At 65.8% G+C, this 26,418-nt stretch carries 26 protein-coding genes and 1 pseudogene; 14 read left to right on the top strand and 13 right to left on the bottom strand.

The features are described from left to right. Positions 1–43 precede the first annotated feature (43 nt). Positions 44–1,186: an N-acetyltransferase gene (locus H9L12_RS00690; RefSeq protein WP_187542207.1), complete on the top strand. Its 1,143-nt coding sequence runs from the start codon at positions 44–46 to the stop codon at positions 1,184–1,186. 62 nt (positions 1,187–1,248) lie between these two features. Further along, a pseudogene (locus H9L12_RS00685) lies at positions 1,249–2,105 on the top strand (SDR family oxidoreductase). Here H9L12_RS00685 and xth read toward each other — a convergent pair. The 4 genes from xth to H9L12_RS00665 are packed head-to-tail and all read right to left on the bottom strand — an operon-like array spanning position 2,102 to position 4,213. Then, positions 2,102–2,875: an exodeoxyribonuclease III gene (gene xth, locus H9L12_RS00680; protein ID WP_187542206.1), complete on the bottom strand. Its 774-nt coding sequence runs from the start codon at positions 2,873–2,875 to the stop codon at positions 2,102–2,104. The pseudogene H9L12_RS00685 and the gene xth sit on opposite strands and share 4 nt — an antisense overlap. A 24-nt stretch (positions 2,876–2,899) precedes the next feature. Continuing rightward, the gene (gene erpA / locus H9L12_RS00675; protein WP_246450453.1) at positions 2,900–3,229 is read right to left on the bottom strand and encodes an iron-sulfur cluster insertion protein ErpA; all 330 of its coding nucleotides are present in this window, start codon (positions 3,227–3,229) and stop codon (positions 2,900–2,902) included. A gap of 49 nt (positions 3,230–3,278) precedes the next feature. Beyond that, positions 3,279–3,926 (bottom strand): M23 family metallopeptidase, encoded by a 648-nt coding sequence (locus H9L12_RS00670; protein ID WP_187542204.1) that lies wholly within the window; start codon positions 3,924–3,926, stop codon positions 3,279–3,281. An 8-nt stretch (positions 3,927–3,934) separates the two neighbouring features. After that, positions 3,935–4,213, bottom strand: coding sequence for a hypothetical protein (locus tag H9L12_RS00665; RefSeq protein WP_187542203.1), 279 nt, complete (start codon positions 4,211–4,213; stop codon positions 3,935–3,937). A gap of 385 nt (positions 4,214–4,598) precedes the next feature. Here H9L12_RS00665 and H9L12_RS00660 point away from each other — a divergent pair, with 385 nt between their 5' ends. Continuing rightward, positions 4,599–5,714, top strand: coding sequence for a phosphoserine transaminase (locus tag H9L12_RS00660; RefSeq protein ID WP_187542202.1), 1,116 nt, complete (start codon positions 4,599–4,601; stop codon positions 5,712–5,714). Beyond that, entirely contained in the window at positions 5,714–7,294 is a 1,581-nt protein-coding gene (gene serA, locus H9L12_RS00655) for a phosphoglycerate dehydrogenase (RefSeq protein WP_187542201.1), read from the top strand. The genes H9L12_RS00660 and serA overlap by 1 nt, the downstream gene beginning before the upstream one ends. A 54-nt stretch (positions 7,295–7,348) precedes the next feature. Here serA and H9L12_RS00650 read toward each other — a convergent pair whose 3' ends face one another. Continuing rightward, positions 7,349–8,641 carry a serine hydrolase domain-containing protein gene (locus H9L12_RS00650; RefSeq protein WP_187543097.1) on the bottom strand — a complete coding sequence of 431 codons (1,293 nt, stop codon included), beginning with the start codon at positions 8,639–8,641 and terminating at the stop codon, positions 7,349–7,351. Positions 8,642–8,963: 322 nt separating this feature from the next. On the opposite strand from H9L12_RS00650, the gene H9L12_RS00645 reads away from it, so the two are divergent. Continuing rightward, on the top strand, positions 8,964–10,253 hold the full coding sequence (locus tag H9L12_RS00645) for an adenylosuccinate synthase (protein ID WP_187542200.1): 1,290 nt from the start codon (positions 8,964–8,966) through the stop codon (positions 10,251–10,253). A gap of 117 nt (positions 10,254–10,370) precedes the next feature. Here the strand turns inward: H9L12_RS00645 and H9L12_RS00640 are convergent, their stop codons facing one another. The 4 genes from H9L12_RS00640 to H9L12_RS00625 form a co-directional block, all read right to left on the bottom strand. Then, a complete protein-coding gene (locus tag H9L12_RS00640) occupies positions 10,371–10,643 on the bottom strand; it encodes an acylphosphatase (protein WP_187542199.1) in 273 nt (90 codons plus the stop codon). 135 nt (positions 10,644–10,778) lie between these two features. After that, a complete protein-coding gene (fabI, locus tag H9L12_RS00635; protein WP_187542198.1) occupies positions 10,779–11,582 on the bottom strand; it encodes an enoyl-ACP reductase FabI in 804 nt (267 codons plus the stop codon). After that, the gene (locus H9L12_RS00630; RefSeq protein WP_187542197.1) at positions 11,579–12,592 is read right to left on the bottom strand and encodes a YihY/virulence factor BrkB family protein; all 1,014 of its coding nucleotides are present in this window, start codon (positions 12,590–12,592) and stop codon (positions 11,579–11,581) included. The genes fabI and H9L12_RS00630 overlap by 4 nt, the downstream gene beginning before the upstream one ends. A gap of 16 nt (positions 12,593–12,608) precedes the next feature. Further along, positions 12,609–13,565, bottom strand: coding sequence for a DnaJ C-terminal domain-containing protein (locus tag H9L12_RS00625; protein ID WP_187542196.1), 957 nt, complete (start codon positions 13,563–13,565; stop codon positions 12,609–12,611). 110 nt (positions 13,566–13,675) lie between these two features. Here H9L12_RS00625 and pdxH point away from each other — a divergent pair, with 110 nt between their 5' ends. From pdxH to H9L12_RS00610, 3 genes are all read left to right on the top strand, one after another. Next, positions 13,676–14,269 (top strand): pyridoxamine 5'-phosphate oxidase, encoded by a 594-nt coding sequence (gene pdxH, locus H9L12_RS00620; protein WP_187542195.1) that lies wholly within the window; start codon positions 13,676–13,678, stop codon positions 14,267–14,269. Between the two features lie 95 nt (positions 14,270–14,364). Further along, positions 14,365–15,246, top strand: a complete 882-nt coding sequence (locus H9L12_RS00615; RefSeq protein ID WP_246450755.1) for a cation diffusion facilitator family transporter — start codon at positions 14,365–14,367, stop codon at positions 15,244–15,246. Further along, complete coding sequence (locus tag H9L12_RS00610; RefSeq protein WP_187542193.1) at positions 15,243–16,037, top strand: PhzF family phenazine biosynthesis protein; 795 nt, start codon at positions 15,243–15,245, stop codon at positions 16,035–16,037. Before H9L12_RS00615 ends, H9L12_RS00610 begins: the two co-directional genes overlap by 4 nt. A gap of 766 nt (positions 16,038–16,803) precedes the next feature. On the opposite strand, the gene H9L12_RS00605 is transcribed toward H9L12_RS00610, so the two are convergent. Then, the gene (locus H9L12_RS00605; RefSeq protein WP_187542192.1) at positions 16,804–17,466 is read right to left on the bottom strand and encodes an aquaporin; all 663 of its coding nucleotides are present in this window, start codon (positions 17,464–17,466) and stop codon (positions 16,804–16,806) included. Between the two features lie 215 nt (positions 17,467–17,681). Here H9L12_RS00605 and H9L12_RS00600 point away from each other — a divergent pair, with 215 nt between their 5' ends. Next, the gene (locus tag H9L12_RS00600) at positions 17,682–18,137 is read left to right on the top strand and encodes a ferritin-like domain-containing protein (protein ID WP_187542191.1); all 456 of its coding nucleotides are present in this window, start codon (positions 17,682–17,684) and stop codon (positions 18,135–18,137) included. Between the two features lie 39 nt (positions 18,138–18,176). On the opposite strand, the gene mnmA is transcribed toward H9L12_RS00600, so the two are convergent. Continuing rightward, entirely contained in the window at positions 18,177–19,292 is a 1,116-nt protein-coding gene (mnmA, locus tag H9L12_RS00595) for a tRNA 2-thiouridine(34) synthase MnmA (protein ID WP_187542190.1), read from the bottom strand. Positions 19,293–19,368: 76 nt separating this feature from the next. On the opposite strand from mnmA, the gene H9L12_RS00590 reads away from it, so the two are divergent. From H9L12_RS00590 to H9L12_RS00580, 3 genes are all read left to right on the top strand, one after another. Continuing rightward, positions 19,369–19,599, top strand: coding sequence for a hypothetical protein (locus tag H9L12_RS00590; protein WP_187542189.1), 231 nt, complete (start codon positions 19,369–19,371; stop codon positions 19,597–19,599). 90 nt (positions 19,600–19,689) lie between these two features. Beyond that, positions 19,690–19,989, top strand: coding sequence for a CtrA inhibitor SciP (gene sciP, locus H9L12_RS00585; RefSeq protein WP_187542188.1), 300 nt, complete (start codon positions 19,690–19,692; stop codon positions 19,987–19,989). A gap of 176 nt (positions 19,990–20,165) precedes the next feature. Continuing rightward, positions 20,166–20,426: a GlsB/YeaQ/YmgE family stress response membrane protein gene (locus H9L12_RS00580; RefSeq protein WP_187542187.1), complete on the top strand. Its 261-nt coding sequence runs from the start codon at positions 20,166–20,168 to the stop codon at positions 20,424–20,426. A 67-nt stretch (positions 20,427–20,493) separates the two neighbouring features. On the opposite strand, the gene H9L12_RS00575 is transcribed toward H9L12_RS00580, so the two are convergent. Together H9L12_RS00575 and H9L12_RS00570 are read right to left on the bottom strand one after the other, a co-directional pair. Further along, positions 20,494–21,213 carry an SIMPL domain-containing protein gene (locus tag H9L12_RS00575; protein WP_187542186.1) on the bottom strand — a complete coding sequence of 240 codons (720 nt, stop codon included), beginning with the start codon at positions 21,211–21,213 and terminating at the stop codon, positions 20,494–20,496. Between the two features lie 87 nt (positions 21,214–21,300). Then, positions 21,301–21,489 carry a GlsB/YeaQ/YmgE family stress response membrane protein gene (locus H9L12_RS00570; RefSeq protein WP_343060422.1) on the bottom strand — a complete coding sequence of 63 codons (189 nt, stop codon included), beginning with the start codon at positions 21,487–21,489 and terminating at the stop codon, positions 21,301–21,303. 304 nt (positions 21,490–21,793) lie between these two features. On the opposite strand from H9L12_RS00570, the gene H9L12_RS00565 reads away from it, so the two are divergent. Together H9L12_RS00565 and H9L12_RS00560 are read left to right on the top strand one after the other, a co-directional pair. After that, positions 21,794–22,981, top strand: a complete 1,188-nt coding sequence (locus H9L12_RS00565; protein WP_187542185.1) for an efflux RND transporter periplasmic adaptor subunit — start codon at positions 21,794–21,796, stop codon at positions 22,979–22,981. A gap of 15 nt (positions 22,982–22,996) precedes the next feature. Beyond that, positions 22,997–26,389, top strand: coding sequence for an efflux RND transporter permease subunit (locus tag H9L12_RS00560; protein WP_187542184.1), 3,393 nt, complete (start codon positions 22,997–22,999; stop codon positions 26,387–26,389). The last annotated feature ends 29 nt before the right edge of the window (positions 26,390–26,418 follow it).

Here is a 26,418-nt window from a genome sequence, read left to right as displayed (position 1 = left end):
GCCGCGCTTGTCGCTGCAGCCATCGCCCGCTAGCCCCTTACCCATGCCCGTTTCCGCGCTCACCATCGATCCGGTCGCTTCCAAGGCCGACCGCAAGGCCTTCGTCGACTTCGCCTGGACCGTTTACAAGGACGATCCCTATTGGACCCCGCCGCTCAAGGACGAGGTCCGCGGCCTGATCGACCCGAAGAAAAATCCCTGGTTCGGCCATGGCCGGGCCGCGCTGTTCCTGGCCCGCCGCAACGGGGAAGTCGTCGGCCGGATCAGCGCGCAGGTCGACGATCTGGTGCTGGAACATATGCAGGCGGGCCTCGGTCAATGGGGGTTCTTCGACGCGCTCGACGAGGACGCGGCGCTCGCTCTCATCGCCCGCGCGGAGGATTGGCTGCGCGGCGAGGGCATGACCCGCGCCATGGGTCCGATCTCGCTGTCGATCTGGGACGAGCCGGGCCTGCTCATCAAGGGCTTCGCCGACAAGCCGGTGGTGATGATGGGCCATCACCTGCCCCACTATGCCGGTTGGATCGAAAAGGCCGGGTATGCGAAGGCCAAGGACCTCGTCACCTACGAGGTGCCGACCAGCATCGACTATCCGCCGGCGATCAATCGGCTGCTGGAGATTGGGGAAAAGAATCCCCGTATCCGCCTGCGCGACGTCGACAAGTCGAACTTCGATGCCGAGGCGCAGACCATCCTCACCATCCTCAACGACGCCTGGGCCGACAATTGGGGCTATGTGCCGCTGACCCCGGCCGAGATCGCTTACGCCGGCAAGAAGCTGAAGCCGATCATCTACGAGGACCTCGTCCAGATCGCCGAGTATGACGGGGAACCGGTCGCCTTCATCCTGACCATTCCCGACATCAACGAGATGACCGATGACCTCGACGGCCGCCTGTTCCCGTTCGGCTTCGCCAAGCTGCTGTGGCGGCTGCACAAACCGCGGGTGAAGCGGGTCCGCGTGCCGTTGATGGGCGTGCTCCGCAAACTTCACGGCAGCCGCCTCGCCGGCCAGCTCGCATTCCTGCTGATCGAGCGGGTGCGCAAGGCGAGCCGGGACCATTACGGCGTCCAGCGCGGGGAGTTCGGCTGGATTCTCGAGGATAATGAAGGGATGATGTCGATCGCCCAGTTGCCGGGCGCCGACACCAACCACGTCTACCGGATTTACGATAAGGCCCTGTAACGGTCGCAACAGGGCCGGTCGCGGCGCGTTGGCGCGGGAAAGGAGAATCCCGCGCCATGACCATGACGTCCGACACCCACGAACCGATGATTCACGAAGATGCGCTTCCGGGGCACGAGAGCGAGCTGCAGCCGAAGCCCGACTGGGAGCCGCGCTATCCGGGTTCCGGTCGGCTGGAGGGCAAGACCGCGCTGATCACCGGCGCCGACAGCGGCATCGGCCGCGCCACGGCCGTCCTCTTCGCGCGCGAAGGCGCCAACGTCGCCATCGCCTACCTGTGCGAGCATGACGATGCGGAAAAGACCAGGAAGCTGTGCGAAGCCGAGGGCGCTCGCGCCATCGCGGTCGCCGGCGATCTCGGCGAGAAAGACTTCGCCGACGAACTCGTCGCCAAGGTGGTCGATACGTTCGGCGGGCTCGACATCCTGGTCAACAACGCCGGCGAGCAGCATCCCGACAAGGACATCCGTGACATTACCGAGGAGCAGCTTCGCCGGACCTTCCAGACCAACATCTTCTCGATGTTCTTCCTGACCCAGGCGGCGCGTCCGCATCTCAAGAAGGGCAGCGCGATCATTAACTGCACCTCGATCACCAACTACCAGGGCAGCAAGGAGCTGCTCGATTACAGCTCGACCAAGGGCGCCATTACTGCCTTCACCCGCTCGCTGTCCGAGAATTTGATCGAGGACGGCATTCGCGTGAACGGTGTCGCGCCGGGCCCCATCTGGACACCGCTCAACCCGATGGGCGGTGCGTCACCTGAAAAGCTGAAGACCTTCGGGAAGACACGCCGATGGGCCGGCCCGGCCAGCCCAACGAGGTCGCGCCGGCGTTCCTGTTCCTGGCCTGCGAGGATTCCAGCTACATGAGCGGCCAGGTGCTCCACCCCAACGGCGGGCACGTCGTCAACGGCTAAAGGAGCTCGATCGCGACCGGCGCGTGGTCGGAGGCTTTCTCCTGGTCACGCGCCCATTTGTGAACCTCCGCCCCGACCAGCCGGTCCGACGCTTGCGGCGAGCACAGCAAGTGGTCGATCCGAAACCCCGCGTCGCGCGGCCAGGCGCCGGCGGTGTAATCCCAGAAGGTGAACAACTTCGGCTCGTGCGGATGGAGTGCGCGAAGCGCGTCGGTCCAGCCGCGATTGACCAGTGAACGGAACGCGGCCTGGCTTTCCGGCTGGAACAGGGCATCGTTGGCCATCGCCCGCCGCGAAAAGGTGTCACGGTCTTCCGGGATGACGTTGTAGTCCCCGGCCAGAACCGTCGGCCGCTCCAGCGCCAGCAACTCGTCGGCGCGTTCGGCCAGCCGCTGCATCCAGCGCAGCTTGTAGTCGAACTTTTCCGTTCCGACCGGATTGCCGTTCGGAAGGTAGATCGACGCCACGATCAGCCCGTGCACTTCCGCCTCGATATAGCGGCTGTGGGTGTCGTCCGGATCGCCCGGTAGTCCGGTCATCCGAAGCACCGGATCCTCGCCGCGGCTGAGAATGGCGACGCCGTTGAACCCTTTCTGCCCGTGCCACACCGCGCCATAGCCGGCCGCCTGGATGTCGGCGATGGGCAGGGCGTCATCGGCGCACTTCAATTCCTGCAGGCAGGCGATGTCGGGCTGTTCCCGTTCGAGCCATTCCAGCAGGCGCGGCATGCGCGCGCGGATTCCGTTGATGTTGAACGTGGCGAGCTTCATGGCCTTCGCCCTAGCCGACGCGGCCTAGATCGAAAAGCTGGACCCGCAGCCGCAGCCGCTGGCCGCGTTGGGATTGGTCACCTTGAACGAAGCGCCGCCAAGACCTTCGACGTAATCGACCTCGCTTCCGTCGAGCAGGTCGAGGCTGACCGGATCGACGACCAGCGTCGCCCCATCGCGAACTGCGATGGCGTCGCCCTCCTCGATCTCGCCGAACCCGAATTTGTAGGAGAAACCGGCGCAGCCGCCGCCGTCGACCGACAGTCGCAGGATGGCGGGCTTGCCCTGCTTTTCCGCGATCGTCGCCACTCGGCGCGCGGCACTGGACGTCAGGCTGATCGGGGTATCGGTCACCGTCGTGAATTGGGGCGGCGGGCGCCCCGGATCAAGTGCCGTCAGCGCTTTAGCGCTTCGGGCCGCCCAGCGCGACGGCGTCCATCGAATGGGACGCATTGCCCTTCTGCTGCATGGCGAGCAGATAATCGTTCGACTTCATGAACGGGATCGGGTTGACGGCGCGACCGTCGATCCGGACTTCATAGTGAAGATGGCTGCCGGTCGAGCGGCCGGTCGAGCCCATGCGGCCGATCAGCTGGCCGCGGGTGACGCGCTGGCCGGCCTGGACCGCCATCGACGACAAGTGACCGTAACGGGTTTCGATGCCCTTGCCATGATCGACCTTGATGAGGTTGCCATAGCCGCCGCTGTTGTAGCCTGCGGTCGACACGACGCCATCAGCGGTCGCGTAGATTGGGGTGCCGAGCGGTCCGGCGAGGTCGATGCCGGCGTGCATCGCGGCGCGGCCCTTGAACGGGTCGCTGCGGACGCCATAGCCCGAGGTGAATTCGGCGCTGCGCACCGGCTTTTCCGACGGGACCGCGATCGCGCCATCGGCCAGATTGTCGAGCTTCTTCCAGCTGGTGAACAGCTGCTTGAAGGTGGCGTCGCCGCCCTTGACCGGCTCGAACGGGCCGCCCTGCGCGCCCTCGGCCGACGAGGAGGCGACGAGGCGGCGAACCATCGCCGGGTCGATTTCGTCGGTGGCGAGCATTGCGGCGATCAGCTGCTGGCGCTGTTCGATCCGGGCAACGCGTTCCTGGGTGGCGGCGGCGAGGCGGGCGATTTCGGGGGAGACAGAAGCTTGGGGACGGCGGTCGGGGAAGCGGTGACCATTCGGGCGGTGGCAAAGGCCGACCAGCCCACGACAAAAAGAAGGAGGACGGCCATCGCGGCCTGGACGGGGGCGGTAAGGCTGATGCGGCGCAGGTGGCTACCGTCATGCACGAACAGGTCGCGACGGCGGAACACGCCTTGCTTGGCCCCGGTCAAAGTGGTCATCCCCGTATCGCTCCATTCCTCAAGCCCGCGGCGCTAATGGCGCGGACCGGTTTTACGTCTGTCTGGAGCTCCCCAGCCCCGGTTCCAGATACGCAAATTGCCCGTGCGCGTCTTGGAGAGGCGAAACTGGCCCGCATTGGTTAATGAATTCAACTGTCGGTTCCCCCTCCAGGGATGAACCGTCCGTTCATCGGGATGAACGGATGGATTCGGTTGATCGAGATTAAGATTTTCGGCCAATTTCGCTGCGTTTCGTCGATTCGTCGGACGCGAATCCCTTGCTGCACTTGCGAAATAAACGCTTGCTCCGGCGGGCAAATCCGGCCATTCCGGCGTCGGGCCACGCCGTCCCAACGCGGCGCGCGCTCTCTGTGAGGAGAGTTACATGACTGACAAGCCGACGACGCGCCCCGCGCGTCCGCATTTTTCGTCCGGACCGTGCGCCAAGCCGCCCGGCTGGAGCCCCGACCAACTCGACACCGCCGTCCTCGGCCGTTCGCATCGCAGCGGCCTGGGCAAGAAGCGCCTCGCCCTGTGCATCGACCTGATGCGCGAGATGTTGCAACTTCCCGACACCCACCGCATCGGCATCGTGCCGGGCAGCGACACCGGCGCCTTCGAAATGGCGATGTGGACGATGCTGGGCGCCCGCCCGGTGACGACGCTGGCGTGGGAAAGCTTCGGCGAAGGCTGGGTCACCGACGCGGTCAAGCAACTGAAGCTCGACCCCACCGTCATCCGCGCCGACTATGGCGACATGCCGGACCTGGCGCAGGTCGACTGGTCGAACGACGTCCTGTTCACCTGGAACGGCACCACGTCCGGCGTGCGAGTTCCAAACGCCGACTGGATCCCGGCCGACCGCGAGGGCCTGTCCTTCGCCGACGCGACCAGCGCGGTGTTCGCCTACGACATCGACTGGTCCAAGATCGATGTCGCGACCTTCAGCTGGCAGAAGGCGCTCGGCGGCGAGGGCGCGCACGGCGTCCTCATCCTCGGCCCGCGCGCGGTCGAGCGGCTGGAAAGCTTCACGCCCGACCGGCCGCTGCCCAAGCTGTTCCGTCTGGTGTCGAAGGGCAAGCTGACCGAGGGCATCTTCGTCGGCGAGACGATCAACACGCCATCGATGCTGGCGGTCGAGGACGCGATCGTCGCGCTGGAATGGGCGAAATCGCTCGGCGGCCTTCGCGGCCTCATCGCCCGCACCGAAGCCAATGCCGCCGCGCTCGACCGGATCGTCGAGCAGCGCAACTGGCTCGGCCACCTCGCCGCCGATCTGGCCACGCGGTCGAAGACCAGCGTCTGCCTGACCGTCGAGGGCGCCGACGCCGACACCATCAAGCGTTTCGCCAAGCTGCTCGAGCAGGAAGGCGCGGCGTTCGACATCGCCAGCTATCGCGACGCCCCGCCGGGCCTTCGCATCTGGTGCGGCGCAACCGTCGACACAGCCGATATCGAGGCCCTCGGGCCGTGGCTCGACTGGGCCAGGGAGCAAGCATAATGACCGTCAAAGTCCTCATTTCCGACCAGATGGACCCCAAGGCCGCGGCCATCTTCCGCGAACGCGGGATCGAGGTCGACGAGATCACCGGCCAGACCCCGGAAGAGCTCGCTGCGATTATTGACCAGTACGAAGGCCTCGCCATCCGCAGCTCCACCAAGGTCACCGCGAAGATCATCGACGCGGCGACAAATCTGAAGGTCGTCGGCCGCGCCGGGATCGGCGTCGACAATGTCGACATCCCCGCCGCCACCGCGCGCGGCGTGGTCGTCATGAACACCCCGTTCGGCAACTCGATCACCACCGCGGAACACGCCATCGCCCTGATGTTCGCGCTCGCCCGCCAGCTGCCCGAGGCCGACCTGTCGACCCAGGCCGGCAAGTGGGAAAAGAACCGCTTCATGGGCGTCGAGGTCACCGGCAAGACGCTCGGCCTGATCGGCGCCGGCAACATCGGGTCGATCGTCGCCAGCCGTGCACTGGGCCTGAAGATGAAGGTCGTTGCGTTCGATCCCTTCCTGACGCCCGAACGCGCCGTCGACCTTGGCATCGAGAAGGTGGAGCTGGACGAGCTTCTGAAGCGCGCCGACTTCATCACGCTCCACACCCCGCTGACCGACCAGACCCGCAACATCCTGAGCCGCGACAACATCGCCAAGACCAAGCGTGGCGTGCGCATCATCAATTGCGCCCGCGGCGGCCTGATCGACGAGGCGGCATTGAAGGACGCGCTCGACAGCGGCCAGGTCGGTGGCGCGGCATTGGACGTGTTCGAAACCGAACCCGCCAAGGCGTCGCCGCTCTTCGGCACCCCCAACTTCATCTCCACGCCCCACCTCGGCGCGTCGACCAGCGAGGCGCAGGTCAACGTCGCCATTCAGGTCGCGGAGCAGATGAGCGACTTCCTGCTCCTCGGCGGCGTCACCAACGCCATCAACATGCCGTCCCTGTCGGCTGAGGAAGCGCCGAAATTGCGCCCCTACATGGCGCTGGCCGAAAGCCTTGGGAAGCTGGTCGGCCAGGTCGTTGGCGAGGACATCAAGGCGGTGGCGATCGAGGTCGAGGGCGCTGCGGCACAGCTCAATCCGAAGCCGATCACCGGCGCAGTGCTTGCGGGCCTGATGGGCACCTATTCCGACACGGTGAACATGGTCAACGCGCCCTTCCTGGCCAAGGAACGCGGCCTCGACGTCCGCGAGGTCCGCCACGACCGCGAGGGCGCCTATCACACGCTGGTCGCGGTCGAGGCGACGACATCGAAGGGCACGCGCCGCGTCGCCGGCACGCTGTTCGGCAACGCCAACCCGCGCCTGGTCGAGCTGTTCGGGATCGAGATCGAGGCCGAGCTTGGCGGCTCGATGCTCTACATCGTCAATACCGACACGCCGGGCTTCATCGGCAAGCTCGGCACCGCGCTCGGCGAGGCTGGCATCAACATCGCCACCTTCAACCTCGGCCGCCGAAAGGCCCGCGGCGACGCCGCCTCGCTGGTCGCGGTCGACGGCAAGATCGGCCCGGACGTCGTCAAGACGCTGTGCGCGCTCGAAGGGGTGAGGAAGGTCGTCCCGCTGGTGATTTGATGGAATGCGGTTCGAGCCGGTGTGTCCGCTTCGACCCGTTGCGGAAACTTTCGTTCACGCCCGATGTAGTCGTAGGGGATAGCTCAGCCAGAACTGGTCATGCGCAACTTTGCCTCGATTCGCGTAGGCCGCGATCGTCCCGTCGAGTTCGTTTGCGCGAAGCTCCACGGATAACCTCGATTGATGCGGCCAAGACCGGGCGTCCGGCACGGGGAGAGTGACTTCCGCGCGCCCCGTCAGCACGCCGTCGCGCACCACAAGATGTGTGATCGGCGATTTTTGCTGACCGATGGACAATGCAGATCGGGTGGAGGGGTCAATTTCGATCCACACGAGATGCACACCCGACGATGATTCGACCCGGCCTTCCCAACGACCCGCGAGTGATTGCAAAGCCTCTTCGTCGGCCGGCGCAGAAACGAACGGGTGCGCCTTTCGGCGCGCGGCAAACTGTGGGCTCATTGCGTCCACGATCATCTCGTTCAGCATGTACGCCGGCGCCCCCTGCTGGTTGGCGATCGTCGCCACTACAAGTTCTTCGCCAGGAACGATCGTGAGGCTTGCAGCCGCCCCCGGCCCTTCACCGGTGTGGCCATAGCTGAACAGCGCCGCAGGACTATCTTCCTCGACGACCCAGCCCAGTCCGTACGAGGCTTTGCTCGCACCGCTGGGGCTCAATGGCGCTCGGTGACGAAGCATCAACTGACTGACCTGCCCAAGTCGTCCATTCAGGTTAGCGAGGCCGACCCGAGCAAGGTCGAAGGCGGTCATGACGAGATCTCGGGCCCCCGTTTCGTCAACGAGATAGGGCGGAATCGGAGTGCCGTCTTCTTCGTAAGGAACGGCGGCATGCCAATTAGGGAAGTGCGCTTCGAGTGGTTTTGCCGTCGTGATCGCGAGCGGCTGAAAAATGATCTCGTTCAGGAATTGGTGAAATGGCCGACCCGCTACCGTTTCGACCACGGCGGCAAGCAGGCCATAGTTCATGTTTGAATAAACGTATCTCTTGCCTTGGGCTGCGGTCGCGAATGCGTGCTCTCTTGCGACGTTCCTGAACGTCGGTGGTCTGCCTTGGCCGGCGAAAAAATTTCGCCAATGGCGCGGAATGCCTGATTGATGCTGGAGTGCTTGCCGGACGGTCACCGGAAAGCCGCCGCGCGCTCTGATGGTAACGCCTTCGATATATCGCTCGATCGGTTGCTCCAGCGACACACGCCCGTCGGCGATCAACTTGGCGACCGCCATGCCGGTAAACGGTTTGCTCGCGGAAGCGATCGCATAGGGTGTCGTCGCGTGGGCCGGCAGCCGTCGATCCCGATCGGCCCAGCCGAACGCCTCGACCCACATCGGGATCCCACGGTGGATAACTGCTACCGATAGCGATGGAACTCCATCGACGATGAACTTCCGCGTCTGTTCTCGGGCGGCGGAAAGCCGGTCCCACCCCGCGGCTGAAACAGCCGTCAGCGCAGGCGTCGTGAGAGCTAATGTTCCCGCCCCAGAAATTCTCGCCGGCCCAGAAATGTTTGACCATCCTTAAGGAAGGTGCTCCGGAAGTCGGGCGAGCGCAATGCCCGCTTTCCACCCATTCCGGACATTAGCTCCCATCCTTTTTGACCCTCGCCGCCGGCTCCCCTAAGGCGCTGCCGCAACCGTCAGGGGAATCACGTTGGGCAACGTCACCGTCATCGGCGCGCAGTGGGGCGACGAGGGCAAGGGGAAGATCGTCGACTGGCTCGCCAGCCGCGCCGACATGGTCGTTCGCTTCCAGGGCGGCCACAACGCCGGCCACACGCTGGTGGTCGGCGACAAGGTCTACAAGCTCTCCCTCCTGCCCAGCGGAATCGTCACTGGCACGCCGTCGGTGATCGGCAACGGCGTCGTGCTCGATCCGTGGGCACTGAAGGCCGAGGTCGAAAAGCTGCGCGGCCAGGGCGTACGAATCGAGCCCGACGTGCTGATGATCGCCGAGACCTGCCCGCTGATCCTGCCGATCCACCGCGATCTCGACGCCATGCGTGAGGACGCCAGCGGCGCGGGCAAGATCGGCACCACCCGCCGCGGCATCGGTCCGGCCTATGAGGACAAGGTCGGCCGCCGCGCCATCCGCGTCTGCGACCTCGCCCACCTTGGCGAGCTCGATCCGCAGCTCGACCGCCTGTGCGCCCACCATGACGCGCTGCGCGCCGGATTCAACGAGCCGCCGGTCGACCGCGAACGGTTGAAGCGCGACCTCGCCGAGATCGCCGACTTCGTCCTGTCCTTCGCGCGCCCGGTGTGGCGCGACCTCGACGAGGCCAAGCAGCGCGGCCGCCGCATCCTGTTCGAAGGCGCGCAGGGCGTGCTGCTCGATGTCGACCACGGCACCTATCCGTTCGTCACCTCGTCCAATACCGTCGCCGGGACGACCGGCAGCGGCACCGGCATGGGGCCAAGCGCGGCGGGCTTCGTGCTCGGCATCGTCAAGGCCTACACCACCCGCGTCGGCTCCGGCCCCTTCCCGACCGAGCTGGACGACGAAACCGGCCAGCGGTTGGGCGAGCGCGGCCATGAATTCGGCACGGTCACCGGCCGCAAGCGCCGCTGCGGCTGGTTCGACGCGGTGCTGGTCCGCCAGTCGGCGGCGGTCAGCGGCGTGACCGGCATCGCGCTCACCAAGATCGACGTGCTCGACGGGTTCGCGACGGTGAAGATCTGCACCGGATACCGCATCGGCGACCAGACGCTCGACTATTTCCCCGCCCACGCCGCCGACCAGGCCCGCGCGGTCCCGGTCTACGAGGAGATGGAAGGGTGGAGCGGCACCACCGCCGGCGCGCGGTCATGGGCCGACCTTCCCGCACAGGCGATCAAATATGTCCGCCGGATCGAGGAGCTGATCCGCTGCCCGGTGGCGCTGGTCAGCACCTCGCCAGAGCGCGACGACACGATTCTGGTCCGGGATCCTTTTGCGTCCTGAGCCGCCGAGCATAGCGTAAGCGGCGCGAAGCAGGCGTCGCTATGTCGAGAGACGGCGAAGGCCGGCCGACCGGCGCTCCAGCGACCGGATCGACGTCACGGATTCACTCCGTGACGGCTAATGCCGAACCTCGAACCGAGTAGCGCCAGAAGCCACGGCCTCCGTCACCTCCAGCGACGCCACCGCCGCCCCCGAAGGCCCCGACCGCATCCGCTCGACCAGCTCGGCGACCGCCGCTTCTTCCCCCTCAACCAGCGCCTCGACCGAACCATTGGGCAAGTTCCGGACCCAGCCGCAAACGCCGAGCGCCTCGGCCTGCTGCTTGGTCCAAGCGCGGAAGAAGACGCCTTGCACCGTCCCGGTAACGATGACGTGGCGAGCGATGGTCATTTCGTTCGTCCTCCGTGGGCCATCACGGAGTGAATCCGTGACGTCGGTCCTGTCGGCGGAGCCGCAGGCCGGCCGGCTCGCCTGATCTCTTCGCGCTGCGTCGCGATTGCGGGCGCAATCGTTTGCTGCGCTCGGTCAGGCGACCGTGATATCCGGCGCGTCCTCCGCCTTCATGCCGACGACGTTGTAGCCGCTGTCGACGTGATGGATCTCGCCCGTCACGCCGCTCGCCAACTCGCTAAGCAGGTACAACCCGGCCCCGCCGACGTCTTCGATCGTCACGTTGCGGCGCAACGGCGCGTTATATTCGTTCCACTTCATGATGTAGCGGAAGTCGCCGATGCCGCTGGCGGCGAGCGTCTTGATCGGCCCGGCGCTGATCGCGTTGACGCGGATGCCCTCGGGGCCGAGGTCGGCGGCGAGATATTTCACCGACGTTTCCAGCGCGGCCTTGGCGATGCCCATCACGTTGTAGTGGGGGATGACCTTTTCCGCGCCGTAGTAGCTGAGCGTCAGCAGGCTGCCGCCCGCGCTCATCATCGCCCGCGCGCGCTGCGCCACCGCGCAGAAGCTGTAGACCGAAATGTTCATGGTCATCAGGAAGTTGTCGAGGCTGGTGTCGACATAGCCGCCGCGAAGCTCATTCTTGTCGGAAAAGCCGATGGCATGGACGACGAAATCGAGGCTGTCCCACCGCTGCTTCAGCGCTTCGAACGCCGCATCGAGCGCAGCCATGTCGCTAACGTCGCAATCGATCAGTACGTCGCTGCCCAGCTGCTCGGCCAGGGGGCGGACCCGCTTTTCCAGCGCCTCGCCCTGGTAGCTGAAGGCAAGCTCCGCGCCCTGGTCGCAAAGCGCCTTGGCGATCCCCCATGCCAGCGACCGGTCGTTGGCCAGGCCCATGATCAGCCCGCGCTTGCCCGCCATCAATCCCGTCATCCGATCACCCCTTCTTCGACTTTCTCGTCGGCATCGGCCGGCTGCACCTCGAGATCCTCGGTGTACGGGCCCTCATATGTTTCGCCTTCCAGCGCCACGTCGCCATGGTCGGCCAGCGCCGCGTTTAGCTCTGCTCCCATCACCACGCCAAGCCCGATGACGAAGAAGAACAGCAGCGCGACCATCACCCCGGCCAGGCTGCCGTAGGTCCGGTCGTAGCCACCGAACGCCGCGATGGCGTTGGGCAGCAGTTCGACCGTCACCAGCCACCAAACGGTCACCAGCAGGGCACCCGGCCATTTGCGGCAGCTGATCTTCCGATAACGCGACGGAGTCAGCGCCAGGAAGATGAAGTAGAAGGTGACGAACAGAGTCACCCCGGGCACCAGCCGGTACAGTCCCAGCGTGTGCGCCAGCCCGTTCGAAAAGGGTAGGTAGGTGACGACGAAATGGTGGGCGCTGGTCAGCGCCACGGTCGCGCCGAATGCGGCCATCAACAGCAGCACGGACACCAGGATGACGGCGATCGACCCCAGCCGGTATTCCCAGAAGGGCGCGCAATATTTGACTCCATAGGCGCGGCGCAAAATGTCCCGGATCGTCTCGATGAAGCTCCCGGCGGTCCACAAGCCAACCGCGGCACCGACCCACAACAGCGTGCCCGCGCGCGCCGCCAGAACCTCGTTGATCGGGCCGCTCAGCACCCCGCTGACCTCGCCCGGCATCCGCGCCAGGATCGTCGCGACGGTCAGCTGCGCGTCCTCCTGCCGGCCGATCAGGCTGGCGATCGCCGCGGCAAGGATGATGAACGGGAACAGCGCGACCATCGCCAGGTAGGCCAGGTTGCCGGCATGGATGAAGCCGTCGTCATAGACGCCGACGGCGACGCGCTTGACGACCTCCCAAGGCGCCAACTGCTCGCGCTTCAGGCGCTCGGCATATTCGGCGCCGAAGCGGGCGTGGAGGGTGGCGAGCCGCTTGCGCCGCTCCTCCGGACTATGGGGATGCATTTCCTTCACGAAAGGATCAAACGCCCAGACCGTCCCGCGGGCTGCCCGGAGATTCCCATTTCGCCGCGAACTCCTCCAGCGCGGCGTCGCCGGCCGGAAGGTCGACGCTCAGCTGGACCAGCTGGTCGCCACGCTTTCCGTCCTTGCCGGTAAACCCCCGCCCGGGAATGCGCAGCACCTTGCCGCTGCTGGAACCCTTGGGGATGGTCAGCATGACCGACCCGTCCGGGGTCGGCACCTTGACCTTGGCGCCCAGCACCGCCTCGCGCAGCGTCACCGGCAGCAGCAGCCGGATGTCCTTGCCCTCGCGCGTGAATACCCGGTGCGGCGTGATTTCGACCGTGACGATCGCGTCGCCGCGCCCGCCGGGACCCTCCTGCCCCTGCCCCGCCAGCCGGATCTTCGACCCGTCCTCGACGCCCTTCGGCAGCTTCAGGTCCAGGGTCTTGCCGCCCGCCAGCGTGACGCGCTGCGGCTCGAGCCGGGCGGCGTCGACGAACGGTACCTTCAGCCGGTAGGCGACGTCGGCCCCCTTCTGCGCGGCGCGGCGCCCGAAGCTGGAAAAACCGCCCCCGCCGCGCTGGCGGCCGCTGGCGCCCCCGAACAATCCTTCGAACAGGTCGCTAAGGTCGGCGGTTTCCGCGCCGCCGAAACCCTCGAACCCGCCGCCACCGTTGCCGCCGCCGGGATATCCGCCCGAATAACCTCCGCCCGGACGAGTGCCGCCGAAGCCTGCGCCGAACGGCATCTTTGGGTTGCCGTCCTCGTCGATTTCGCCACGGTCGTACTGCGCCCGCTTCGCATTGTCCGACAGGAGGTCATAGGCGTGCGTCACCTGCGCAAAGCGTTCCGCTGCCTTCGGATTGTCCTTGTTACGGTCGGGATGAAGCTGCTTGGCGAGGCTGCGGTACGCCTTCTTGATCTCCGCGTCGGTCGCGCCGCGGTTGATCCCAAGTCTCTGGTACAGGTCCATCGCATCCCCTTGCCGCAACCCGTGCGTCATGGCCAGATGGGTTGTACGCTGCCCCACGGCAAGCACCGGCGGGGTTGCCCGCCGCCCGCCCCCTCCCTAGTCAGGCGCCGATGGCCGATGATCCCGCCCAAGACCCCTTCGCCCTGTTCGACGCGTGGTTCGCGGAGGCGAGGGCGTCGGAACCTAACGATCCGGAGGCGATGGCGCTGGCCACGGCAGACGACGGCGGCCTGCCCTCGGTCCGGATGGTGCTGCTCAAGGGCCACGGCCCGGATGGCTTTACCTTCTACACCAACGAGCGCAGCCACAAGGGCGAGCAGCTCGCCGAGAACCCTCACGCCGCCCTGCTCTTCCACTGGAAGTCGCTGCGCCGCCAGGTGCGCGTCGAGGGCGAGGTCGAACGCGTGCCGGACGCGGAGGCCGACGCCTATTTCGCCAGTCGCGGCCGCGACTCGCAGCTTGGTGCCTGGGCGTCCGAACAGTCCCGCCCGCTGGCCAGCCGCGAAAAATTCATGAGCCGGTTCGAGGAAATGAAGGCGCGGTTCGACGGCGGCGACGTTCCAAGGCCTCCGCACTGGGGCGGTTACCGCGTCGTCCCGCTGCTGATCGAATTCTGGCAGGACCGCCCGAACCGGCTGCACGAACGCCGCCTGTTCATGGCCCGGCCCGGCGGCGGTTGGGACGAGGGCCTGCTCTACCCATGAGCGGCGCCCACCATCATCACTCCCACGGCCACGGTCACGGCCACGGCCACCACCACTCGGCCGGCGAACGAGCGACGCTGACCAGCCGCGCGGCGATGGCCAGCGTGTCGATGGCCATGTTCCTGATATTCCTGAAGGCCTACGCCGCCTGGAAAACCGGTTCCGTCGCCATGCTCGGCAGTCTTGCCGACACCGCGCTCGACCTCGTCGCCAGCTTCGTCACCCTGCTTGGGGTGCGCTGGGCGGCGATGCCGGCCGACGCGGAGCACCGCTTCGGCCACGGCAAAGCGGAGGCGCTTGCCGCATTGGTCCAGGTGATCCTGATCGCCGTGTCCGCCATCGGAATCGGCTGGCGCGCCGCCGACCGGCTGCTTCGCGGCGAGGCGACGCAGGGGCTGGAACTGGGCATCGGCGTTTCGGTCATCGCCATGGTCGCGACGTTCGCGCTGCTTGCGTATCAGCGGCACGTCATCAGGAAAACCGGATCGGTCGCGATCCAGACCGACCATGTCCATTACCAGTCGGACCTGCTGCTCAACCTGTCGGTGATCGTCGGACTGGTGCTCGACCAGATGCTAGGCTGGCGGCTGGCCGATCCGCTGCTCGGCTTCGTCATCGCCGCCTGGCTGCTTTACGGCGCGTGGAGCGCCGCAAGCCATTCGATCGACCAGCTGATGGATCGCGAGTGGAACGAGGACGAGCGCAACGCCTTTCTCGCCGCCGCCCGTGAATATCCCGAACTGGCCGGCCTTCACGACTTTCGTACCCGCTCGTCGGGCGCTCACCGCTTCGCGCAATTCCATGTCTGGGTCCCCGAGGACTGGACCGTGCGCGAGGCCCACGACCGCATGGACGCCTGCGAAGAAGCGCTCCAGGCGCGGTTTCCGGGGACCGAGATCATCATCCACCTGGATCCGGAGGGGCACACCGACCGGGAGACGATGCTGCCCTCGACCCTGACCGAAGCGACGAAATGAGCGGCTTGCCCTTCTATCAGGTCGATGCCTTCGCCCGCCGCGCGTTCGAAGGCAACCCGGCGGCGGTGATGCCGCTCGACGAGTGGCTGCCCGACGCGGCGATGCAGTCGATCGCTGCCGAGAATAACCTGTCCGAAACCGCCTTCCTGGTCCGTTCCGACCGCGACGACGCGGACTACGACCTGCGCTGGTTCACCCCGAAGGTGGAGGTCGACCTGTGCGGCCACGCCACGCTGGCCAGCGCCCACGTCGTCATCGACGGCGAGCGCGTGCGCTTCGCCACCCGCTCGGGGATCCTCGCCGTGACCCGCGGCGAGGGCAGTCTGCTGAAGCTCGACCTGCCCGCCTACCGTGTCGAACCCGCCACCGAGCCGGGCCTGCTCGCGGCACTGGGCCTGCCCGCCGGCACCCCGACCTACCTCGGTCGCGGCGGGAATGGCGCCGCGATTGCGCTGCTCGCCGACGAGGCCGCGGTCCGTTCCGTCGCGCCGGATTTCGCCGCGCTTCGCACGATCGACCGGCTGGTCATCGTGACGGCACCCGGGGAGGCAACCGACATCGCCAGCCGGGTGTTCGCCGCCTATCACGGCATCGACGAGGACCCGGTCACCGGCAGCGCCCACGCCGCGCTCGTTCCCTTCTGGGCAGACCGCCTTGGCCGCACCCGCTTCACCGCGCTTCAGGCCAGCCGCCGCGGCGGGCACCTCGACTGCGAAGTGGCGGGCGACCGCGTCATCCTCGGCGGGCACTGCATAACGACGATCGAGGGGCGGTTCCTGCTATCGGCCTAGCGTCTGCTTTCGACCCATTGCGGACGTTAGGAACAAGGCTCGCGAAGTTGCGGATGGGCGCCATCCCAAATCGCTCCGGTTTTGAAGGCGTAAACGCCTGAAGGCCTCGGGCTCAGGACCATCAAGAAGTCCAAGTCCTCACGTGCCTGGCCGTGGGAAATCACAGTGGCCGGCACTGACAGGCGCTGTTCTGACCCACGTAAGACACGTTTGATCTCGATCTGTAGCCTCTGGAGAGACTGCCAGTTCGGCAGAGGATAGGAATTTTCGACCGGCTCCATACCCAGTATCCGGGACGGCCGTATGACGACGAGATCGTCGCAACCGTACTCAAGGAGACGTGAACCTTGGTTGACACCAGGAGTGGCGCACGCCGAGATTACGCAAAGCGGGACGAGGCATGTTCGAGAGATCACGCTTTGGTGTATGCGTCCGTATGGCCGAGTTCCACCCACTTACCGCGTCCGCTCTCGACCCATTGCGGACATTCGGTGCCCATGCGAGCTTGGGACAATGGCACTGAATCACGTCGCAGAAGCTGCAGTGCTTGCTGTCATTGTCGTAGCGTCGCATTCGGCGGGCGCTGGATACGCGCTCAACGCGCAACGCAGGCTGCCAATGTGGAAGCCAGTTTTGAACACTGCATTCGTCTTGGCTCTTTGCACGTTGCTGTTGACTTGGCGGTGGTGACCTGAGCGCTTGCCGAAGCGTCCGGTTTCCACCCATTCCCGCCGCGCCCGAGTTCGACGCAGGGTGAAGCCAGCGTTTAGTCGAAGACAGCTTTCCCGGTGATCGCGCCCAGCGCTGCCCCAACCAACTGGGCGAGAACGAACATCGGAACGTCATCGGGCGCGATCCCGGCGAAGGTGTTGGACAAGCTGCGAGCCACGGTAATCGCCGGATTGGCGAAGCTGGTCGACGAGGTGAACCAGTAAGCGGCGGTGATGTAGAGCGCGACGGTCGCGGGGATCCAATTTGGCCGGTGTCTCACCGTTCCGAGGATCGTGAGGATCAGGCCGAATGTCGCGATCGCTTCCCCCATCCACTGGCCAAGACCGGTCCGTGCCTTGACCGACAATTGCAGAGTCGGAAGGTCGAACATCAGGTGTGCGGCCCATGCGCCGAGGATACCGAACGTCAGTTGAGCAGCGATGTAGGCTGCTGCATCGGTCCCGTTCAGATCCCCGCGAGCAACCGCAATCAAGCTAACGGCCGGGTTCATGTGAGCGCCCGAGACGGGGCCAAACATGGTGATGAGAACGAAGAGCATCGCGCCGGTCGCAAGCGTATTGCCGAGCAACGCGACAGCATCGTTTCCGCCGGAAAGATTGGCGGCCATGATCCCGGACCCGATCACGGTCGCGAACAGGAAGAAGCTGCCAAGCCCTTCCGCGGCGATGCGCTTGGTCAACCTTGGAGGTTTGGTCATTCGCGCTCGCTATAAATGGTATGTGACAGTTGCAAGGCCAGCCGCACGAACGCCCGCTTCACTTCTCCCGGACTGGATTCACGCCTTTGGTCGCGACCGCGCCATTGAGCCCTGTTTCGGAACTGATTGGCGGATCGCCAGCAGGCAGGCGGAACGCGGCGCCACCGCAAACATTCTTAGGGCTCCCCCTTCCATTCGCTCCAGGAGCCTGTGCAATGTTCGAACGTGATACCGAAACCACCGTCCTCAAAACCCTGATCGATACGCTGGCCGACAGCGTCAATGGCTACCGCGACGCCGCCGAGCATGTCGAAAATCCGCAGTACAAGCAGTTGTTCACCGACCTTGGTGCGCAGCGCGAGCAGGCGCTGTCGACGATCCGCGCCGCGGCCGGCACGGCCGCCGACGACAGCGACGGATCGGTCCTCGGCTCGCTTCACCAACGCTGGCTGGACGTGAAGGCCGCAATCACCGGCCGCGACGACAAGGCGATCATCAACGAGGTCGAGCGCGGTGAAGATTATCTGAAAGAGAAGTTCGAGGCCGCGCTGAAGGCCGACGACATCGAGCCGCAGGGCCGCGATGCGATCCAGACGGCCTATCGCTCGGTCGTCGAGGGCCATGACCGCGTCCGCGACCTCAAGCATTCGCTCGAGGGCGCCAACTCGTAAGGCGTTAAATTTCCCGGCCGTCGTCTTGAGGTTGCAACCTCAGGCGGCGGCCATTTCGTGTGCCTGCGCGGGCTGGGTGGCGACGATGGTGCCGCCACCGAGCAGGCGGTCGCCGTGGTAGAAGACCGCCGACTGGCCCGGTGCAACTCCATATTCCGGTGTGGCGAAGGTTAGCGTACCGCCGTCCCAACTCGCCGACACCGGCCGCGCTAGGCTGCGCACCTTGGCCTCGACGGCGCACTGGTCTTCGGCGAGCCAGTTGATGCCGTCGACGCTGGCCGAGGCGACCGCCAGCGCGGCGCGCGGGCCGACGACCAGACGCCGCTCGTCCGGTTCGATCCGGACCACGTAGAGCGGTTCGGGCTGGCCGCCGATCTCGATCCCGCGACGCTGGCCGATCGTGAAATGGACCACGCCCGCGTGGGTGCCGAGCACCTGACCGTCGAGGCCGACGATGTCGCCCGGCGCGGCGGTTTCCGGTCGCAGGCGCTTGACGAGGCCAGCATAGTCGCCGTCGGGGACAAAGCAGATGTCCTGGCTGTCGGGCTTGTCGGCGACGATCAACCCCTCTTCCGCCGCCAGCTTCCGGACCTCGCTCTTGGGCAGGTCGCCCAGCGGGAAGCGCAGGAAGGCGAGCTGGTCGGCAGTGGTGCCATAGAGGAAATAGCTCTGGTCGCGCGCCGGATCGCGGCCCTTCCACAGCTCCACGCGCCCTTCGCGCTCGACCCGGCGGACATAATGGCCGGTGGCCAGGCAATCGGCGCCAAGGTCGCGGGCAAAGGCGATAAGGTCGGTAAACTTCACCCCCTGGTTGCACAGGCTGCACGGCACCGGTGTCCGACCCGCGGCATATTCGTCGGCGAAACGGTCGATGACGCCGGCGCGGAAGCGGCTTTCATAGTCGAGCACGTAATGCGGGATGCCGAGCCGGTCGCAAACGGTTTTGGCGTCGTAGATGTCCTGGCCGGCGCAGCAGCTGCCCGACCGCTTCACCGCCTCGCCATGATCGTACAGCTGGAGCGTCACGCCGATGACTTCATGCCCCGTGCGCGCCGCGAGCGCGGCGACGACGGACGAGTCGACCCCGCCGGACATGGCGACGACGATGCGGGCGCGCCGGATGGCGGCGGCAGGAAGTCCGAAATCGGGGATCATTTGCGTCGTTCTTTACCTGAAATTCACCCTGTCCGGCTAGAGCGAAGGTTGGATTAACAGGGGGAAGGTGTCCGGCTTGTCGCGTTTCGAGGGGGAAATTCATGCCGCTGACGGGGCTTCGATCGACGAGGTCGAGCTCCTCAAGGCACTCGCGACGGGCAGCCCGAGCGACGAAGGGCGGAGGCAGGCAATCGCCTGTTTCCTCTCTGGCGGGCAAGGGTGGAAGGACGCCGCGGCCCATCTTGGCGGGGCATTCGCCGGGACGGTCGAGAAGGCGACAGGGTTAACGGGCGGTAAGGGGAAATGAAGGTCGCGGTTACCAGCGCGCTTCAAAATTTCGCAAGGCCTTGCGTTTAACAAGGGGCCATCGACAGCAAGTTAATGATTGAGGACGTGAATGCTCGAGAACCAGAAGATTCGGCCAGCACAGGTTATCGGTCCGCTCGGCGAACCGCTGACCCTAGATTCGCTGCCGCCGGCATCGACGACCCGCTGGGTCGTTCGCCGCAAGGCGGAAGTGGTGGCGGCCGTCGCCGGTGGTCTGCTGACCGTCGACGAAGCCTGCCAGCGCTACACGCTGAGCCTCGAGGAATTCACCAGCTGGCAACGCGCCGTCGATCGTTCAGGCATGCCCGGCCTGCGCGTCACGCGGATCAAGCATTACCGCGATCAGTATGAGCGCCAGCAGCGTTACTAATCCGTCCATTCCTGTCTGAAATACCCTAGGGGGCCTGCCGGAAACGGCAGGCCCCAATTCGTTACGGCTCCGGCTGGACTTCCCGTTCTTTATCCGGAACAATCAGCGGGCATCAGGCGTCTTGGTGCCGGAAGCCGCTGCTTAATTCTGGCGGCGTGAACAGGAGGGACTGCAACATGGGTTTCATTCTTTGGCTCGTCGTTGGTGGTATCGTGGGTTGGCTTGCCAGCCTCATCATGCGCACTGACGGTCAGCAGGGCATCATCCTCAACATCGTCGTCGGCATCGTCGGCGCCGTCATCGCCGGCCTGATCTTCGGCGGCGGCAACATCAACAATTCGAACCCGCTCGACCTGACCAACATCCTGTGGTCGCTGCTCGGCGCGGTGATCCTGCTCGCCATCGTCAATCTCGTCCGCCGCGGATCGGTGCGCTAAGCCCCGTCCATCCGGACGAAAGAACAAGGGCCGCCCGGCATTTGCCTGGCGGCCCTTTTTCATTGGATCACTGAAGCTCGAAGCTCATCGACACGCCGACCTGGATATCCTGCGTGCCGGGATCGATCTCGGTCTTGGCGCGGCTCGAAACCATCACCGCATCGCCGGCGTAGGGCATCGGCGGGCGGACATAACCGCCGCTTTCACTGATCGACAGGATGCGAACGACCCGCATTCCCAACGAACGGGCATAGAGGTCGGCCCGGGCGCGACCGTCGGCGATCGCCTTCAGCCGCGCCTCGTTCTGGGCTTCTTCCGGCTTGTCGATGGTGAGGTTGGGGCCGCTGATCTGGTTGGCGCCCTGGGCGACCAGCGCGTCGAGGATCGCGCCGGTCCGCTTGAGGTCACGGAACTTGACGTTGACCGAATTGGACGCGCGATAGCCGGTCAGCACCGGTGGCTGGCCATCCGTATAGCGGTATTCCGGGCTTAGGCTGATCGACGAGGTCTGGATGTCCTTGTCGGCGATGCCTGCGCGCTTCAGGGCGGCGCGCACGCGCTCCATCATCACCGCATTGTCCTCGATCGCCGCGCTGGCGGTCGGCTTCAGCGTCTGGACGCCGGCGGAGATGATCGCCACGTCGGGCACGCGGGTGACCGATCCGGTTGCACTGACGTCCAGCCGGGTGCCCGAAATGGGGCGCACCGCCGCCACGTCCTGCGCCGCGGCCACGGCCGGGGCGACCACCGCCGCCGCCGCCAGCAAAGCGAGCATCTTCGTTTTCATTGGCCATTCTCCCATGACAGCAAACATCGCGCCGCAGGCTGGCCGCGACGCGATGGACGCTCGCTGAACGACTGTCGGGCCGGCGACTTAGCGCCGGCGAAGGATCAGGCGATAAATGACCAGGATCAGGATCGCGCCGACGATGGCGGCGATGAAGCCGGCGGCTTCGCCTTGGTCATACCAGCCGATCGACTTGCCGATGAAGCCGGCCAGCAGCGCGCCGGCGACGCCCAGCAGGATGGTGACGATGCAGCCGCCCGGATCCTTGCCGGGCATGAGGAGCTTGGCGATCCCCCTGCAAGAAGGCCGATGACGATCCAGCCCAAAATGCCATAGCTCTCGATCATGCCTGCTAAACTCCCTAATAAGGTCCACTAGTACGGCCTTCACAGGCGTCTCTCGATCGCGACGGAAGGATACCGTCCCGGTCATCAACGCCCGTCGGTGGTAGCGTTTCCGTCGTTGGTCGAAAATCCCTTTCGCGTCCGAAAGGGCAAGCGCAGTTGCCGAGACTGCCTTATAGCGGTAATACAGTGGGGGTGCGCCGCCCGCGGCGTCAATGATAGGACCGAACGCGACCATGAACCGGGAAACCTCGATGCAAGCTTCCGACACGCTGATTGTGGTGGACCGCAGCCGCCGACGGCGGAACATCATCATCGCCGCCGCTGTCGCCGTCGCAGCGCTCCTGCTTGCCGCTTATTTCTTCGCCGGCGACAAGGGCGCGAGCGAGGAGGCGGCCAAAGGTCCCGGGGCCGGTGGCGGGCAGATCCCGACCGTGTCTGTCGTCGTTCCCGGCACGACCCAGGTCGGCCGAACGATCACGGCTTCTGGAGCCCTCGCCGCCCGCCGCGACCAGCCGATCGGCGTCGCCGGCGAAGGCGGCCGGGTGACCAACGTCTATGTCGACGCCGGCAGCTGGGTCGGCCAGGGCCAGGTTCTGGCCTCGATCGACCGGTCGGTGCAGGTCCAGGAGACGGCGCAGCTTGCCGCGTCGGTCCAGGCCGCGCGGGCCGATGCCGCGCTTGCCCAAAACGAGCTGGAACGCAGCCAGGCGCTGGTCGGGCGGGGCTTCGTCTCCAAGGCCGACCTCGACCGCAAGCGTGCCGCCCGCGACGCCGCCGCGGCGCGGGTCCGCGTCGCCCAGGCACAGCTGTCCGCATCGCGCAACCGTGTCGGACGCCTCGACATTCGCGCGCCCACCGCCGGCCTTATCCTGTCGCGCAGCATCGAGGTCGGCCAGATCGTCAGCCCGGGCAGCGGCGGCCTGTTCCGCCTCGCCCGTGGCGGGGAGATGGAGCTCCGCGCCAGCCTGTCGCAGCAGGACCTGGCCTTCGTCCGCGTCGGCATGCCGGCGTCGGTGACGCCGATCGGGACGGATCGCAGCTTCAGCGGCACCATCTGGCAAGTCGCGCCGATCATCGATCCGCAATCGCGCCAGGGCGAGGTCAAGATTGCCATTCCCTACGACCCTTCGGTCCGGCCGGGCGGTTTCGCCGAAGCCCGCATCGGCGCCGGTTCCTCGACCGCCCCGCTGCTGCCACAGAGCGCGGTGCTGAGCGACGAGAAGGGCAACTACGTCTACGTCGTCAACGCCAAGAACGAAATCGAGCGCCGTGCGGTCGAAATCGGCTCGGTCGACGAGCAGGGCGTGTCGATCCGCTCCGGCCTGACGGGCCGGGAATCGGTGGTCGTGTCGGCCGGGCCGTTCCTTAACCCCGGCCAGAAGGTCGCCCCGCGCCGTTCGTCCGCCGCGGCCGCCCGCTAAGTAGAAGACCAGGTCATGAGCTTCCGCAACATCTCGTCATGGTGCATCCGCAACCCGGTGCCGCCGATCGTGCTGTTCATCGGCCTGATGCTGGCCGGACTGGTCGCGTTCAGCCGGATGGACGTCAACAACAACCCGGACATCGACTTCCCGGCGGCAAACGTGACGATCGTCCAGCCGGGCGCCGCGCCGTCGGAGCTTGAGACCCAGGTCACGCAGAAGGTCGAGGCGGCCGTCCGTCAGGTCAACGGCATCGACGAGATCAACAGTTCGGTCAACGAAGGGGCCAGCAACACCTTCATCCAGTTCGACATTGGCACCCCGACCGATCGCGCTGTCAACGATATTCGCGACGCGATCGCGCAAATCCGCAGCGACCTTCCCGAAGGAATCCTCGAACCGCAGATCAGCCGCGTCGACATTTCCGGCGACCCGATCCTGTTCGTCGCCGCCGAGACGACCGACATGAGCCTCGAAGAGCTCAGCTGGTATGTCGACAATACCGTTTCCAAGCGGCTGCTGGGCGTCGAGGGCGTCGCCGCGGTCAGCCGCGAAGGCGGCGTCGACCGCGAAATCCGCGTGATCCTCGATCCCGCCGCGCTCCAGGCGCAGGGCATCACCGCCGCGCAGGTCAACCAGCAGCTTCGCCAGACCAACCTCAACGCCACCGGCGGCCGCGCCGAGATCGCCGGAAGCGAACAGTCGGTTCGCGTGCTCGGCAACGCCCGCACCGCCTACGACCTGTCGCAGACCATGATCGCCGTCGGCGGCGGGCGCAGTGTCCGGCTGGCCGACCTGGGCCAGGTCAAGGACAGCTATTCGGAACAGCGCACCATCGCCAAGATGAACGGGCGGCAGGTGATCAGCTTCAACGTCCAGCGGTCGAAGGGCGCGTCGGAAACGACCACCTACGACGCGGCGTGGGCGGAACTCCACAAGCTGGAGAAGGACGATCCGCGGATCCACTTTTCCGAAATCGTCAACCAGGTCGACTACACCAAGTCGCAGTACCATTCGGCGATGGAGGGCCTGTTCGAAGGCGCCGCGCTCGCCGTGCTCGTTGTCTTCCTGTTCCTCCGCGACGGTCGCGCCACCGCCATTTCGGCGCTCGCCATCCCGCTGTCGGCGATCCCCGCCTTCTGGTTCATGGACCTGATGGGGATCACGCTGAACGGTCTGTCGCTGCTGGCGATGAGCCTTGTCGCCGGCGTGCTGGTCGACGACGCGATCGTCGAGATCGAGAATATCGTCCGGCATATGCGCATGGGCAAATCGGCATACCAGGCATCGATCGATGCCGCCGACGAAATCGGCCTCGCCGTGCTGGCGACGACGATGTCGATCGTGGCGGTGTTCCTGCCCGTCGCGCTGATGCCCGGCATCTCCGGCCAGTTCTTCAAGAGCTTCGGCTATACCGTCGTCCTGTCGGTGCTGATGAGCCTGCTCGTCGCGCGCATGATCACGCCGCTCATCGCCGCCTACTTCCTTCGCGCCAAGGGCATCCAGCCGCACGCGTCGGGCAAGGCGATGGACAAGTATCTGGGCATCCTGAAATGGAGCCTCGACACGTCAAAGGCCGACGCGAAATTCGCGACCCTCCGGCCAGTGGACAGCACGCCGCTGTACTGGCTGTTCGGCGTCCTGCTGACGGCCGTTCGGGTCATCGTTTCGTTCATGGCGATCGGCATGGTGATGGGCCTGCTCGGCACGTTCATTCCGCTGACCGGCGTCAACATGGTCATCGGCTGCCTGGTTGCGATCGGCGTGTTCATCCTGCTGGGGATGCTGATCGGATTCATCCTCGGGATGTTCGATAACGGCTTCTCGCGCTGGTACGCCTACATGGGCGAAACCTTCGCCGCGTGGCGCCTGGATCATCGCTTCACCATGGTTGGTGCCGGCATCGCCGCGCTGGTCATCCAGGTCGCGCTGTTCATGTCCCTGTCGGTGCAGTTCCAGCCGCCGCTCAACCTCGACTTCTCGAACGTCCGCATCGCGATGCCGCCGGGCACCACTCTGGCGCAAACCGAGGAAGTGGTCGACCGCGCCGCCGACATCATCAAGAAGGATCCCGACGTCGATCGCGTCTTCGAACGCGTCTTCGTGGGCTCGGGCAACCTCAACATCGTCCTCAAGAAGGACCGTGAGAAAACCAGCACCGAGTTCGAACGCAAACTGACGCCCGAACTGTCGGCCATCGCCGACGCCCGCGTCAACTTCCAAAGTCAGGGCGGCGGCGGACCGGGCGGCGGCGGGCGCGACATCATGCTGTTCCTTGGCGGCGACGACCCCGAGAAGCTGTTCGAGCACGCCAACAAGATTTCCGCCGACATGGAAAAGATGAAGGAGCTGCGCGCCCCGCGCGTCGGCGGCGACCTCGTCCGTCCGGAAATCCTGATCAAGCCGCGCTTCGACCTCGCCGCGGACCTCGGCGTGACCACCGCTGCGCTCAGCCAGACGATCCGCATCGCAACGCTCGGCGACATCGACCAGAACAGCGCGAAATTCTCGCTGTCCGACCGCCAGGTGCCGATCAAGGTGTCGCTGGCCGAATCGAGCCGCCGCGACATCGCCACGCTGCAGAACCTGCCGGTGCCGACAGTCAGCGGCGGATCGGTTCCGCTGAAGGCTGTCGCCGACTTCGGCTTCGGCGCCGGTCCGACCACCGTCCAGCGCACCAACCAGGTGCGGCGCATCGCGGTCACGGCCGATCTCGCGCCTGGACTCGTCTCGGGCGACGCGTGGACGAAGATCAACGAACTGCCGTCGGTCAAGAACCTGCCGCAGGGCATCACTCGCCTGAACCTGGGCGACCAGAAGTGGCAGGCGGAACTGTTCTACTACTTCGGGATCGCACTCGCTTCCGGCGTGCTGCTGGTGTTCGCGGTGCTGGTGCTGCTCTATCGCCGTTTCCTGTCGCCGCTGGTCAACATGGGCTCACTGGTGCTGGCACCGCTCGGCGCGGCGCTGGCCCTGCTCGTCACCGGCAACTCGCTGTCGCTGCCGGTGCTGATCGGCATCCTCATGCTGTTCGGCATCGTCGCCAAGAACTCGATCCTGCTGGTCGATTTCGCGGTCGAGATGATCGGACACGGCATGGACAAGAACACGGCGATTTACGAGGCCGGTCACAAGCGCGCCCAGCCGATCGTCATGACCACGGTGGCGATGATCGCCGGCATGTTGCCAATTGCCCTGTCGCTCTCCGGTGACGCCAGCTGGCGCGCGCCGATGGGTGTGACGGTCATCGGCGGCCTCATCTTCTCGACCATCCTCACGCTGCTGTTGGTGCCGGCCTTCTTCTCGATCGCCATCGATATCGAGCAGTGGCTTGCAAAGCGCTTCTCCAGCCTGGTCGACAATGGCGAGGAGCATCGTCCCGACGCGGAGCCCGTCCCGGCGGAGTGACTTTGACCGCTCGCGCGTTAGACGGGCGG

The sequence above is a fragment of the Sphingomonas rhizophila genome, assembly GCF_014396585.1.
Taxonomy (GTDB): domain Bacteria; phylum Pseudomonadota; class Alphaproteobacteria; order Sphingomonadales; family Sphingomonadaceae; genus Sphingomicrobium; species Sphingomicrobium rhizophilum.
This window is presented reverse-complemented; position numbering and strand designations above follow the sequence as displayed.